Origin of the sequence: Streptomyces sp. SM1, from assembly GCF_002910825.1 — a bacterium.
Taxonomy (GTDB): domain Bacteria; phylum Actinomycetota; class Actinomycetes; order Streptomycetales; family Streptomycetaceae; genus Streptomyces; species Streptomyces okerensis.
The window spans coordinates 1-12,640 of the sequence record NZ_NEUB01000915.1 but is presented as its reverse complement, the minus strand read 5'-3'; the positions used below and the strand labels follow the sequence as shown (position 1 = coordinate 12,640).

12 protein-coding genes and 3 pseudogenes are annotated in these 12,640 nt (G+C 71.9%); 12 read left to right on the top strand and 3 right to left on the bottom strand.

What is annotated here, in order from left to right; all coding sequences use genetic code 11:
- From B9S61_RS30845 to B9S61_RS30830, 4 genes and pseudogenes are all read left to right on the top strand, one after another.
- Positions 1-561: pseudogene (locus B9S61_RS30845) on the top strand (glutamyl-tRNA reductase); the annotation flags it as partial.
- Positions 558-1,517, top strand: coding sequence for a hydroxymethylbilane synthase (gene hemC, locus B9S61_RS30840; protein ID WP_103545165.1), 960 nt, complete (start codon positions 558-560; stop codon positions 1,515-1,517). The pseudogene B9S61_RS30845 and the gene hemC, both read left to right, overlap by 4 nt.
- Entirely contained in the window at positions 1,514-3,211 is a 1,698-nt protein-coding gene (locus B9S61_RS30835; RefSeq protein ID WP_103545164.1) for a uroporphyrinogen-III synthase, read from the top strand. The genes hemC and B9S61_RS30835 overlap by 4 nt, the downstream gene beginning before the upstream one ends.
- Positions 3,212-3,433: 222 nt before the next feature.
- Positions 3,434-4,141 carry a class I SAM-dependent methyltransferase gene (locus tag B9S61_RS30830; RefSeq protein ID WP_103545163.1) on the top strand — a complete coding sequence of 236 codons (708 nt, stop codon included), beginning with the start codon at positions 3,434-3,436 and terminating at the stop codon, positions 4,139-4,141.
- A 100-nt stretch (positions 4,142-4,241) separates the two neighbouring features.
- Here the strand turns inward: B9S61_RS30830 and B9S61_RS30825 are convergent, their stop codons facing one another.
- Together B9S61_RS30825 and B9S61_RS30820 are read right to left on the bottom strand one after the other, a co-directional pair.
- Positions 4,242-4,502 carry a DUF397 domain-containing protein gene (locus B9S61_RS30825; RefSeq protein ID WP_103545162.1) on the bottom strand — a complete coding sequence of 87 codons (261 nt, stop codon included), beginning with the start codon at positions 4,500-4,502 and terminating at the stop codon, positions 4,242-4,244.
- On the bottom strand, positions 4,499-5,332 hold the full coding sequence (locus B9S61_RS30820; RefSeq protein ID WP_103545161.1) for a helix-turn-helix transcriptional regulator: 834 nt from the start codon (positions 5,330-5,332) through the stop codon (positions 4,499-4,501). The genes B9S61_RS30825 and B9S61_RS30820 overlap by 4 nt, the downstream gene beginning before the upstream one ends.
- 205 nt (positions 5,333-5,537) lie before the next feature.
- Here B9S61_RS30820 and B9S61_RS30815 point away from each other — a divergent pair, with 205 nt between their 5' ends.
- From B9S61_RS30815 to hemB, 7 genes and pseudogenes are all read left to right on the top strand, one after another.
- Entirely contained in the window at positions 5,538-5,804 is a 267-nt protein-coding gene (locus B9S61_RS30815) for a putative ATP-grasp-modified RiPP (protein ID WP_103545160.1), read from the top strand.
- Between the two features lie 3 nt (positions 5,805-5,807).
- Positions 5,808-6,788 (top strand): ATP-grasp ribosomal peptide maturase, encoded by a 981-nt coding sequence (gene tgmB, locus B9S61_RS30810; RefSeq protein WP_103545159.1) that lies wholly within the window; start codon positions 5,808-5,810, stop codon positions 6,786-6,788.
- Positions 6,785-7,984 (top strand): ATP-grasp peptide maturase system methyltransferase, encoded by a 1,200-nt coding sequence (tgmC, locus tag B9S61_RS30805; RefSeq protein WP_103545158.1) that lies wholly within the window; start codon positions 6,785-6,787, stop codon positions 7,982-7,984. Before tgmB ends, tgmC begins: the two co-directional genes overlap by 4 nt.
- A 71-nt stretch (positions 7,985-8,055) precedes the next feature.
- Positions 8,056-8,498 (top strand): annotated as a pseudogene (locus B9S61_RS30800) (ATP-binding protein).
- Positions 8,499-9,022: 524 nt separating this feature from the next.
- A complete protein-coding gene (locus B9S61_RS30795; RefSeq protein ID WP_258039944.1) occupies positions 9,023-9,760 on the top strand; it encodes a helix-turn-helix domain-containing protein in 738 nt (245 codons plus the stop codon).
- 152 nt (positions 9,761-9,912) lie between these two features.
- Positions 9,913-10,116, top strand: coding sequence for a hypothetical protein (locus B9S61_RS40470; RefSeq protein ID WP_219819981.1), 204 nt, complete (start codon positions 9,913-9,915; stop codon positions 10,114-10,116).
- A gap of 256 nt (positions 10,117-10,372) precedes the next feature.
- Positions 10,373-11,374: a porphobilinogen synthase gene (hemB, locus tag B9S61_RS30785; RefSeq protein ID WP_103545157.1), complete on the top strand. Its 1,002-nt coding sequence runs from the start codon at positions 10,373-10,375 to the stop codon at positions 11,372-11,374.
- Here hemB and B9S61_RS43600 read toward each other — a convergent pair.
- Positions 11,368-12,103 (bottom strand): annotated as a pseudogene (locus B9S61_RS43600) (DUF4232 domain-containing protein). The gene hemB and the pseudogene B9S61_RS43600 overlap by 7 nt on opposite strands.
- Positions 12,104-12,317: 214 nt before the next feature.
- Between B9S61_RS43600 and B9S61_RS30775 the strand changes: the two are divergent.
- Positions 12,318-12,640, top strand: a 323-nt coding sequence (locus tag B9S61_RS30775) for a helix-turn-helix transcriptional regulator (protein WP_258039943.1), incomplete at its 3' end; no start/stop codon positions are given.

The following is a 12,640-nucleotide window of genomic DNA, read 5'->3' as shown; positions in this document are numbered from 1 at the left end:
CGGCGCCGCCCCGAACCGGTGGCCGGGCCGCCGCGCCCGGAACCCGTGCTGTTCCTGCTGGACCTCGCGATGCCGCGCGACATCGACGCGGCCGCGCACCGGCTGGCCGGGGTGCGGCTGGTCGACATCGAATCGCTCGCGGACGCCTCCGCGGACGCTCCGATGGCTGCCGATGTGGACCAGGTCCGGCGTATCGTCTCCGACGAGGTCGCCGCGTTCGGGGCGGCACAGCGGGCGGCGCGCATCACGCCGACCGTCGTCGCCCTGCGCACCATGGCGGCCGACGTGGTGGCCGGAGAGATCGCGCGCCTGGAGGGGCGGTTGCCCGGCCTGGACGACAAACACCGCGCGGAGATCACACAGGCCGTGCGGCGCGTGGTCGACAAGCTGCTGCACGCACCGACGGTCCGGGTCAAGCAGCTCGCGGCCGAGCCCGGCGGCGCCGGGTACGCCGACGCGCTGCGCACCCTGTTCGACCTCGAGCCCGAGACGGTGGCCTCCGTCTCCCGCGCCGAGGAAAGCACCGAGATGCAGAACGCAAGAAACCGAGGGCCGGGATGACTGAGAAGGCACTGAGGCTGGGGACCAGGCGCAGCAAGCTCGCCATGGCCCAGTCCGGGCAGGTGGCGGATGCCGTGAGCCAGGTGACCGGACGGCCCGTAGAGCTCGTCGAGATCACCACGTACGGCGACGTCTCGCGCGAGCACCTCGCGCAGATCGGCGGCACGGGTGTGTTCGTGGCCGCGCTGCGGGAGGCGCTGGCACGCGGCGAGGTGGACTTCGCGGTGCACTCGCTGAAGGACCTGCCGACCACGCAGCCCGACGAACTGGTCGTGGCGGCCATACCGGTGCGCGAGGACCCGCGCGACGTGATGGTCACGCGCGACGCGCTGAAGCTGACCGACCTGCCGCGCGGCGCGCGCATCGGCACCGGTTCGCCGCGCCGCATGGCGCAGCTGAACGCGTACGCGCGCGGCCACGGCATGGACTTCGAGACCGTCCCGATCCGGGGCAACGTCGACACCCGCATCGGGTACGTCCGCAAGGGCGAGCTGGATGCGGTGGTGCTGGCCGCCGCCGGGCTGAACCGGGTCGGCCGCAGCGACGAGGTGACCGACTTCCTGTCGGTCGACACGATTCTGCCCGCCCCCGGCCAGGGGGCACTGGCGGTCGAGACCACCGCGGACAACGCGGAACTCATCGCCGCGCTCGCCGAACTCGACGACCCGTTCACGCGGGTCGCCGTGACGGCCGAGCGTTCCCTGCTCGCCGCCCTGGAGGCCGGTTGCAGCGCGCCCGTGGGGGCGCTGGCCGACCTCTTGAGCGACGGGCAGACTGTCAAGGAGATGCGCCTGCGCGGTGTCGTCGGTTCGACCGACGGTGCCACGCTGGTGCAGCTGTCCACCACCGGTCCCGTGCCCGAGACGCACGAGGCGGCGATGGCGCTCGGTCGCGAACTCGCCGCCGAGATGCTCGCGCAGGGCGCGGCCGGTCTGATGGGGGAGCGAGCACAGTGAGCCCCACCACCCTTCCCGCCCCTCCCGAACACGGGCACGTCACCTTCCTCGGTGCCGGACCCGGGGATCCGGGACTGCTGACTCTGCGCGCCGTCGAGGCGCTGGCGAACGCGGACGTCCTCGTCGCCGAGGACGATGTCCTCGACGTCGTGCGCCGACACGCCAGGCAGGGCGTCGCCGAGGTGCACACGGAGGCCGATCCGTCGGTTCCGGGCACGGGCACGCCCCAACTGACAGTCGTTGACGGCGCGTCAACTTCCGCCGGTGTCCCCCTGGTGAGGGATGCCGCACATCTTGTCATGGAGGCCGCGCAGGGCGGCAGGCGGGTCGTGCGTGCGGTGTCCGGTGATCCCGGGCTCGACGCGTACGCCGCCGAGGAGATGCTGGCGTGCGCCTCGGCCGGGGTGCCGTTCGAGGTCGTGCCCGGTATCGCCACCGCGGTGGGCGTGCCCGCGTACGCCGGAGTGCCGCTGCGTGACGCCGAGGGCGCGGACGTGCGGTTCGTCGACGCGCGTACGGCGTCCGAGCGGTGCTGGACGGAGGTCGGGGCGTCGGACGGCACGGTGGTCGTCTCCGCCACGCTGGACACCGTCGCGGCCACGGCCGGCGAACTGGTGTCCGCCGGACGTAAGCCCGATACGCCGATGACGGTGACGGTCGGCGGTACGACGACCCGGCAGCGCACCTGGACGGCGACGCTCGGCACGATCGCGCAGACGCTGAAGCAGGCGAAGGTACTGCCCTCGCCGGAGGCCGGCCGCCCGGTGATAGCCGTGGTCGGTGAGCGTTCCGCCCCCGCCCAGCGCGACCGGCTGGCGTGGTTCGAGTCCAAGCCGCTGTTCGGCTGGAAGGTGCTCGTCCCGCGCACGAAGGAGCAGGCGGCGTCGCTCTCCGACCAGCTGCGGTCCTACGGTGCCGTGCCGAGCGAGGTGCCGACCATCGCGGTGGAGCCCCCGCGCACCCCGCAGCAGATGGAGCGCGCGGTCAAGGGCCTGGTCACCGGCCGCTACGAGTGGATCGCGTTCACGTCGGTCAACGCGGTGAAGGCGGTCCGCGAGAAGTTCGAGGAGTACGGGCTCGACGCGCGCGCCTTCGCCGGGATCAAGGTCGCCGCGGTGGGCGATCAGACGGCCCAGGCCCTGATCGACTTCGGCGTTCGCCCGGACCTGGTGCCGAGCGGCGAGCAGTCCGCCCGCGGCCTGGTGGAGGACTGGCCCCCCTACGACCCGGTCTTCGACCCGATCGACCGCGTCTTCCTGCCGCGCGCCGACATCGCCACGGAGACCCTGGTCGCCGGCCTCATCGAGCTGGGCTGGGAGGTCGACGACGTGACCGCCTACCGCACGGTCCGCGCGTCGCCGCCCCCGGCGGAGACCCGTGAGGCGATCAAGGGCGGCGGCTTCGACGCGGTGCTGTTCACGTCGTCCTCGACGGTCCGGAACCTGGTGGGCATCGCGGGCAAGCCGCACAACGTGACGGTGATCGCCTGCATCGGCCCGGCGACCGCGAAGACCGCGGAGGAACACGGCCTGCGGGTGGACGTGATGGCTCCCGAGCCGTCGGTCCACAAGCTGGCGGAGGCCCTGGCCGACTTCGGCGCACGCCGCCGCACGGCGGCCCTCGACGCCGGTGACCCGGTGACTCGACCGAGCGAACGCCGCCCGGGGTCGCGCAGACGCCGGTCGACGACGTGAGGTGAGGAGGGGCGCCCTTTCGGGGGCGCCCCTTCGCGTCCGGTCTCCGCCGTCAGCACCGCGGACCCGGCGGCTCCGTGATGAAGACCGCGCACAGGGTCGCGGCCGACGGGCTGGAAGGTCGACCTTTCGCTGTGGTAGGACGCCGCCAAGTGCAGCCTGTAGGGCACGTCCGGGTGAGATTCCCTCGAACTTGCCCGCCCGGAGGCCGGGACCGCCACCATGGGGCGGGTGACAGCCCCCGCCTCCGCAGACCTGTGGCACCACTACGGCCGCACCCGCCACGCCACCGACCGGACCGTGCCCGACACATTCCGGTGGGCCTGGGGTCAGGACTGCGGGCCCGGTCCGGACATCCTGGGTGACCTGTCCGGATCGTGCGTCGCCGACCTCGGCGCGGGCGCCGCCCGGCACGCCGCGCACCTGGCCGTCCACCACCGGCCCGCCCGGGTCGTCGCCGTCGACGCCTCACCCGTCCAGCACGCCATGGCCACGGACCTGTACGGCCATCTCGCGCCGCGCCTGCGGCTGGTGAGGTCGAACGCCGTGGCGCACTTGCAGGCGGCGCCCGACACGTACGACGTGCTCTACAGCATGTTTGGCGCGATCGACTTCACCGAGCCGCGCCACCTGTTGCCTGCGGCGGCTGCTGCGCTGCGGCCGGGCGGACGGCTGGTGTTCTCCACCCTCGCCCACTACCTCAGCGGGGCGCCCGCACAGAGCGACGTGAGACACGCCGACATTCCGGCAAGGACCCCGGAGGGAGAGCCGGCCACGATGCGCCGCTGGGTGCTCCAGGAGCATGTGTGGTCCAAGCTCCTCGACGAGGCCGGCTTCACCCGGATCAGCGGCGACGTCCTGCCCGCCGGAGAGGGGCCGCGAGCGGCCGACACACTGTTGCTCGCCGCATGGCGCGGGCCGCTGCCGTAAGTGGCCGCCGGGGACGGTCGCTGCGACCCCGGCCGCCAACTGACACGCACGCGTGGCCCGCACCCGTGGATTCGGGTGTGGGCCACGTTTGTTTGCGACGTCAGTGCTCGGACGCGTACGGCAGGAAGGTCGCCCAGGTGGTGGCTGCGAGGGCGAGGCGGGGGCCGTTCGGGTTCTTGGAGTCGCGGACGTGGATGCGGTCGGGGACGGTGGCCACCTCGACACAGGAGGGAGTGTCAGCGCCGCTGTAGCTGCTCTTCCTCCAGGCCACTTCGACGCAGGACGGGCCGTCATCCGAGCTATAGCTGCTCTTTATCCACTCCAGCTTCCCATCGGCTCCGTCAGAGGGCTTGAGGGTCATGACTCTCCCAGCACTTTCTCGATGAAGGCCAGCGACTCTCGTGGTGTGAGAGCCTGCGCCCGGATGATCCCATGGCGCATGTCGAGGACCGTGGTCTCTTTCGGGTCGGTGATCACGCGGTTAGTCAGCTGGATTTCGCTCAGACCCACGGCCGCTCCGTCCTTGAGCTTGAGCAGTCGGAAGGGGCCGCCGAGACCGGAGTTCTCCTCTCGGCTGAGGGGCAGCACCTGTAGGTCGACGTTCCGTAGCCTGGCCACCTCCGACAGCCGTTCGAGCTGGTTACGCATCACCATTTTGCCCCCGATCAGGCGGCGCAGCGTCGCTTCACACAGCACGAAGCTGAAGAGGGGGCGGGCTTTGGGGGCGCAGAAGATCTCCTGGCGATCCAGCCGAGCGGCTACCCGCTGCTCCAACTCCTCTTCTGCGAACTGCGGTCGTCGAGAGCCAAACACAGCTCGTGCATATGCCTCGGTCTGCAAGAGTCCATCGATGACGCAGTTGTTGTAGGAGCAGATCTCGGCGGCTTCCGCTTCCAGGCGCTTCACGTCTCGCACCGTCTTCGGGTATCGGGCTTCCGCCACGTCCCCCTTCATCGCGGCGATCTTTCCGCCCGCCCCCAGCACCTCGTCCGCCGCATCAAGGTACTCCGGCCGGGGAATCCGCCGCCCCCGTTCTACGCAGGAGACAAGCTCCTCCCCGTACCCGATCGCCGCGCCGAACTCCGCCTGCGTAAGGCCGGCTGCCTCCCGCCACAGCTTCAACTGCCGGGTGACCGTACGCATTACGGCCCCGGCCTCTTCGTCGTCCAGCCCCGTTTCCCACCCGCTCATGCTCGCCGCCTCCCGTTGCGCGCCCTTCCCCGGCCCAACTCCGGTCGCCCGCACCTGGTCACCCCGGGCAGGCCGGACAGAAACCGGACACCTGACGTACAGCCACCGGCCGTACGAGCTGCCCGTATTCACAGTGTGCGCATGCGTGAGCACACTGGGCGGCGGAAATCGGAACTCCGCATCGCGGACAAGAGAAAGGACGTCCATGACGACACTTGCCCCCGAGGCCCCCTGGGCGTTGCGCCTGGTCACCGACCGGTTGCCGGTCGGTTCGTCGCCGTACGCGACGGTGACGCTCGACCCCGTCACGCAGACGGCCCGCTACACCGACACCGCCGGGCGGCCGGTCGAGATGGGCAAGCACGGGACGTCGAGGACGACCGGTACCGCCTCCGTGTCCGGGGGCGGCGACGGGAACGGTCCGCAGTCCCAGACGCAGGACGACAACACCACCGACTACGAATCGGACTGACCGATGGCTTCCACCGTCCTGGTCGTCACCGCACTTGAGGACGTCACGGCGGACGCGGTCGTCGCCGCGTTGAACGAGCGAGGGGTGCCGGTCGTCCGGGTCGACCCCGCCGATATCGGGCCCGCCCTGACGTTCGGCTTCCGCGTCGACGCGGACCGTCCGGCGTGGGGCGGCCGACTGCGTACGGCGAGCCGGGAGGTGGAGTCGGGGGAGGTGGCGGCGGTGTACTACCGCCGCCCCACTCCCTACGGCACCCGGTTCGCACATCTGCCCCGGCAGCAGCGGGACTTCGCCGCCACCGAGGCGCGGCACGGGCTCGGCGGGGTCCTGAACGCCCTGCCCGGCGCCCGGTACGTCAACCACCCGGCGGCGGTGGCCCGTGCGGAGTCCAAGCCCGCCCAGCTCCGCAGGTTCGCCCGGCTCGGGCTGAGGATTCCTCCAACGCTGATCACCAACGACCCGGAGGCGGCCCGGGAGTTCGCCGCCGAACGCGGCCCCGTCGTCTGCAAGACGTTCCGCGGTCTGCCCGCCGGTGACGACGGGCGCACCGGAGCGATCTGGACCCAGCGGGTCGACCCGGAGACCTTCGACGACACGCTCACCGTGACCGCCCACCTGTTCCAGGCCGAGATCCCCAAGACCGGTGACGTACGCGTCACCGTGGTCGGCCGTCGTGTCTTCGCCCAGCAGATCGCCGCACCGGACGGCGCGCTGGACTGGCGCCGGGGTGACTGGGGCGCCCTGCTCCACGCCCCGATCACCGTGCCGCCGCCCGTCGTGGCGGCGCTGCACTCCTACCTGGCCTCGTTCGGTCTGGCCTTCGGCTGCTTCGACTTCGCGCTCACCGGGGACGGGGACGACCCGGAACACTGGACGGCGATCGAGTGCAACCCGAACGGCCAGTGGGGCTGGCTCCCCGACGCCGAGGACATCACCGAGGCGTTCGCCGACCTTCTCACCGTGGAAAGGAAGGGCCGCTCATGACGTTGCCCGTCGACCTCGACACCGATGCCGCGCGGCTGCGCGCGGTCATGGCGGAGGACCTCGCCGTACGCGGGGCGCTGGACGATCCGAGCTGGCGTGCGGCCGTGGAGACGGTGCCCCGGCACCGGTTCGTGCCCGGCTTCTACCTGCCCGGCGAGGAGCGCGACGGGCAGGGGCTGACCGTGTGGCAGCCGGTCACCGCCGCGCTCGACCACGGGCGCTGGCTGGCCGCCGCGTACTCCGACACCACGCTCATCACGCAGTTCGACGGCGACGATCCCGACTGGGAGCAGCCGGCCGAGCGCCATGGAGGGGCCCCGACCTCGTCCTCCACCCTGCCGTCGCTCGTGGTGCGGATGTGGGCCGACGCCGATGTCCGCGAGGGGCACACGGTGCTGGAGATCGGCACGGGGACGGGTTACTCGACCGCTCTCGCCTGCGAACGCCTCGGATCGGCGGGCGTGACGAGCATCGACGTGGACCCGCGCCGACTGGAGCAGGCGGCGAGCGCGCTGCACGGCTGCGGTTACACGCCCACCCTCGCGGTCGCGGATGGGCTGTACGGGTACTGGCCCGAGGCGCCGTTCGACCGGATCGTCGCGGCCTGCTCCTTCCGGGCCGTGCCCCCGGCGCTGGTCGCCCAGGCACGGCCGGGCGGGCAGATCCTGCTGACGCTGTCGGGCTGGCTCTACGGGTATGCCCGCGTGCTCCTCACGGTCGCCGAGGACGGTACCGCCGAGGGGCGTCTTCTGGGCGGCACCGTCTCCTTCATGTCCGCCCGGACGCACGCGGCGCCGGCCTTCGGCAATCCCGCCCACTGGGCAGCCGGGTTGCCGGGGAGGCCGCGAGTTGCCCGGCACGGGCCCGAGCGGATCACCGCCGCGACCGAGGAAGCCTTCCACTTGCGCTTCCTCGTGCAGAGCGCTGTCCCCGACGCGCAACTGACCACGGTCGGCGACGTTCTGCATCTGATCGACGTGGTGAGCGGCTCGACCGCCGCGCTGACGCCGGCCGACTGTGGTTGGCAGGTGCGGGAGGGAGGCCCGGTGCGTCTGTGGGAACGCGTCGAGCGCCTGCTCGACGCCTACGACACGGCCGGAATGTCAGGGCCGGAGACGTTCACCCTGTGCGTCCACGACGGTGGACAGCACCTGCGGCACCCGCAGCTGCCCTGCCTGCCGCTGCCGTCGCCCTGAGGGAACCGGACCCGGGCGGCCCGGACAGGTGCCGGCCGCCCGGGGCACCGGACTTCACGGTAAGGGGGTGACTGGCCACTCTGGGTGATGTGAAACAGAGAATCAGCGCACCCCGAACCGCGCTCCATCAGTTCACCGTTCCGCTTTCCGCCACCCGTCGGGGTGCCCGGCTCGTCTGCTCGCCACCGAGCAACTGTGCTCCTGGGAAATGCCACTCGACCCCGCTCGGCTGATCGTCGCCGAACTCGCCGCGAACGCCGCCGTGCACGGCCGTGTCCCCGGCCGGAGTTTCCGGCTCGGCCTCACCGTCACAGCGCCCGCCGCCCTTCGCATCGAGGTCAGCGACCCTCGGGGTGATCAACTGCCCGCCCAGGTACGAGCGACCGCAGGGGCGGATCCCGCCGAGTCCGGCCACGGCCTGCTCCTGGTCGGGGAGCTGGCCGACCGCTGGGGTGTCCGAACCGGCCCGGTGCCCTGCAAGACCGTGTGGGCGGAACTGGACCTCGGCCGGTGACCGGGACCCGTCAGTCGCGCGAGTCCGCGGCCATGGGCGTGGCGATGCACCGATTCCTCGTGCTCCTCGGGTCGGCGGAGTTCGCGAGCCGGCTCGTACGGTCCTCGCCGACGGGCCCCGAACCGGAGCCGGGTAGCACGGGACGCGGTGGGGCGCGGGCCGGGGCTGCGGGCGGTAAAAGACCTAAGTACCAAGGGTAAAAACCAACCAACCCAACCAAACCTGGCGTAGGTCACTCGAGCGGGTGAAACACGTCGAACTGGCTGGCGCGGCGACGGTTCGGGCGGGCAGTCTCGGCACAGAGCGGCCGAAGCAACTCGGCGCTCCCACAAGCCCGTACAGACGCCGGCCCCCGCCGGGACTAGCACTCCCATGGCGAGGGCCTGACCAACGAGGAAGAAGGAAGCTTCCCCCATGGCTGAGATCAAGCCTAGCCCTGCTCCGCGCCCGAATCAGGGTGTTCGACGATCCGCCACACCCTCCGGTGCCACACACGTACGCACGTAGCCTTCGCACTGCGGGAGTTGGAGGCGCACGGCTACCTGGAGCGGGTCCGCGAGCACACGGAGGCTGGCCGCCTGGTGACGCGTACGTATGCCCACCACACGCCGCTGCCCGCGCGGGCGACCGTGTCGGCCGTCACCGCTCGGGCGGCCGGGCATGCGAAGACGGGCCGTGCCTGCGCTCGGGACTCGGTGGCGGGTGCGGGCGGCCGGGAGACTCCGCAGGAGGACGACCAAGCCCTCGATGAGCCGGTTGCCCCGGCTGCTCAGGTCGTCCCGGACGCACCGGTGGAGACCTCCGAGGCGTCCGTACCCGCGGTCGCCCCCGTGGATCCGCCGCGCGCGCCCGCCCGCTCGGGGCGGTGGTACGAGGAGGCGGTCACCCTGCTCGCGGGCCTGCGCCGTACCGACGAGCGGCTCACCCTGTCCCTGCGGGACGTGAACAGACTCGCCCCGAGTGTCGTCGACTGGCTCGAACGAGGTGCCGGCCCCGCCGCCGTCCACCGCACCCTGACCACCGATCTGCCCGTCCCCATGAAGCACCCGGCGGGTGTGATCGCCTACCGCCTCCGCGAACTGCTGCCCCCGCCGCTTCCCGCGACGCCGGAGCCTCCATCGGCCACGGCCGGCGCCCACCGCCCGCCCCCCTTCCAGGACTGCGACGGCTGCGAGCGGGTCTTCCGCGGTCCGGAACCCGGCCGCTGCCGCGACTGCCGGTACGGACCGGGGACAACGAGCGGGGCGGCGAGCGCGGCCTGAGCCCGTGCCCGCCCGCACCGGCCACCGGGGCAGCCGTACTCTCCTGCGGTACGCAGGGGTTCGGTGGTCTGCGGCATGCCTGCGGCGATCTGGCGGGTTGTGTCCGCACCGCGTCGGTGACCGTGCGCAACAGCGGTTGTTCCGACGCCTTCGTGAGCGTCATCAGCGGGCCGCGCCAGGGAGTCCGGGAGCAGGGGGCGGAGCAGAGGCTGGCGCCCCGGGACACGGTCACGCTCCGCCCCGACGGCGTGGGCTACCTGTTCGACATCACCCTGCGCGCCTCCGGTTCCGCACCGGCGGAGCTCCGGGTCGTCCGCGTCGCGGGCGCGCACGTGACGGGGCATGAGCGGAACTGAGGAGACGCGCAGGGTGCGCCAGGGCGTGACCGTGTCAGGACCGGGCAGGTCAGCGCCCTCGCCACCGCCTCGGTGAAGGCATCCGGGTTGTCCAGCATCATGTTGTGGCCGCAGTCCGGGACCGCGGTCAACGAGACGCCCGCGGCGATCAGTCCGGCCGCTCCCGCGGCGTACGCCGGGAGCGGGTTCGGAGCGTCGGCCCGGGCCGACTGTGCGTCGGTAAAGGCACGGGTGGGGCGGGCGTAGCGTAGGTGGTATGACGACGTACGGATCCTTCCCCGGCGCGCGGCCGCGGCGTCTGCGTACCAGCCCCGCCATGCGGCGCATGGTCGCCGAGACCAGGCTGCACCCCGCCGACTTCATCCTCCCCGCCTTCGTGCGCGAGGGCGCGGCCGAGCCGGTGCCGATCGCGGCCATGCCGGGGGTCGTGCAGCACACGCGGGACAGCCTGAAGAAGGCCGCCGCGGAGGCGGTGGCGGCCGGGGTCTCCGGGATCATGCTCTTCGGCGTGCCGGAGGAGGCGAAGAAGGACGCCCTCGGGACGCCGGGGACCGACCCGGACGGAATTCTCCAGGTGGCCCTGCGGGACGTGCGGGCCGAGGTCGGGGACGACCTGCTCGTCATGTCCGACCTGTGCCTCGACGAGACGACCGACCACGGGCACTGCGGGGTCCTCGACGAGCGGGGTCGCGTCGACAACGACGCGACCCTCGAGCGGTACGCCGAGATGGCGCAGGTCCAGGCGGACGCGGGCGCGCACGTGGTCGGGCCCAGCGGGATGATGGACGGGCAGATCGGCGTCATCCGCGACGCGCTCGACCAGATCGGGCGGGAGGACGTCGCGATCCTCGCCTACACCGCCAAGTACGCGTCCGCCTTCTACGGGCCGTTCCGCGAGGCCGTCGCCTCCTCGCTCCAGGGTGACCGCAAGACGTACCAGCAGGACCCGGCGAACGTCCGCGAGTCGATGCGCGAGCTGGCGCTCGACCTGGAGGAGGGCGCCGACATGGTCATGGTGAAGCCGGCGGGACCGTATCTGGACATCCTCGCGCGGGTCGCCGACTCGGTGGACGTGCCGGTGGCGGCGTACCAGATCTCCGGTGAGTACTCGATGATCGAGGCCGCCGCCGAGAAGGGCTGGATCGACCGGGACCGGGCGATCCTCGAGACGCTCACCGGCATCAAGCGGGCCGGTGCGCGCAACATCCTCACCTACTGGGCCACCGAGGCGGCCCAGAAGCTGAGCGCCGTTCAGTAGGTGAGCGCGTCGTCCATCGACTGCTGCCAGTACGTGACCGCCAGGCTGCTGTCGTAGTACACGCCCCCGGCCGGCAGGGACGGGAGGGCGGACGGGCCGCCATCGCTGTTCGGGGTGGCCCCGTGGAAGCCGACGGCGAGCTTCCGGCCGGTGGTGCCGCCGTCGCCGCTGCCGTCGGCGGCCGACAGGAGGACACCCGCGTACGCCGTCTCGCCCGGCGAGAGGCTCACGACGGCCTGCGGCTTCGACGCCTCGAACGGCTGCGGCGCCCACTGCATCTCGTCGAAGCGCAGCACCGGGTAGTAGGTGAGGCCGCAGAGCTTCGATCCCTTGTTCCTGACCGTGATCAGCATGTGGTTGACGGGGCGGGGGACCGGCTTGACGGTGACGGTGGTGTTCGAGCCGGCGCAGGCGACGCGGTCCGGGAAGCCGTCGTCTGAACCGGAACCCCCCGCCTTCCCGTTGTCCTTCCCGTTGTCCTTGCCGTTGTCCTTGTCGCCGTTCGCGCCCCCGCCGGCCTGTGCGGGGTCGTTCGCGGCGGTTCCGTCCGCGGATGTGTCCGAGGGGGGGCGTCGAGGGCGACTTCGCGGACGTGTCCGCGGTCACCGTCGAAGCCGGCTGGGACGCGCCCCCGTCCTGTGTGCCCGTGCCGTCCTCACAGGCCGTGAGGGCCAGCGTGGCGAGGGTGGCACCGGCGGCGGCGAGGAGGCGGATGCGGGAAGCGCGCATGTCTTGTTCCTTGTCATCAGTACGGGTCGGGCGTGGCCGCCCGGCCCGGTCGAGGTGAGCGGCGTGCTTGGATGACCAGAGCTTGCGGAGTGATCCGTCCCGGCCGCCATATCCGGCGGAGGATGCGGGACGCTGGAACGCTTCTAACGCTGTGACCTGGGAAGACGACTGTTCCCTGGAACGGTGGAATGGAACGTGGGGGATGGAGGAATCGGTGTCGGAAGGCATGCCCGCGGCGGAGTTCGCGGCATTCCTGCGGGAGTTGAAGAACCGTTCCGGGCTGAGCTACGGAGTCCTCGCCAAGCGGCTCCACATGAGTACGTCGACGCTGCACCGGTACTGCAACGGGGACGCGGTGCCGACGGACTACGCGCCGGTGGAACGGCTGGCTCGGCTGTGCAAGGCACGCCCCGGGGAACTGGTCGAGCTGCACCGGCGGTGGGTGCTCGCCGACGCGGTACGGGGGCGCAAGCCGGGGCCGGCGGCGCCCGGGACCCCGGCGGCGAAAGCGCCGTCGGCCGGACCCGGACCCGCGGT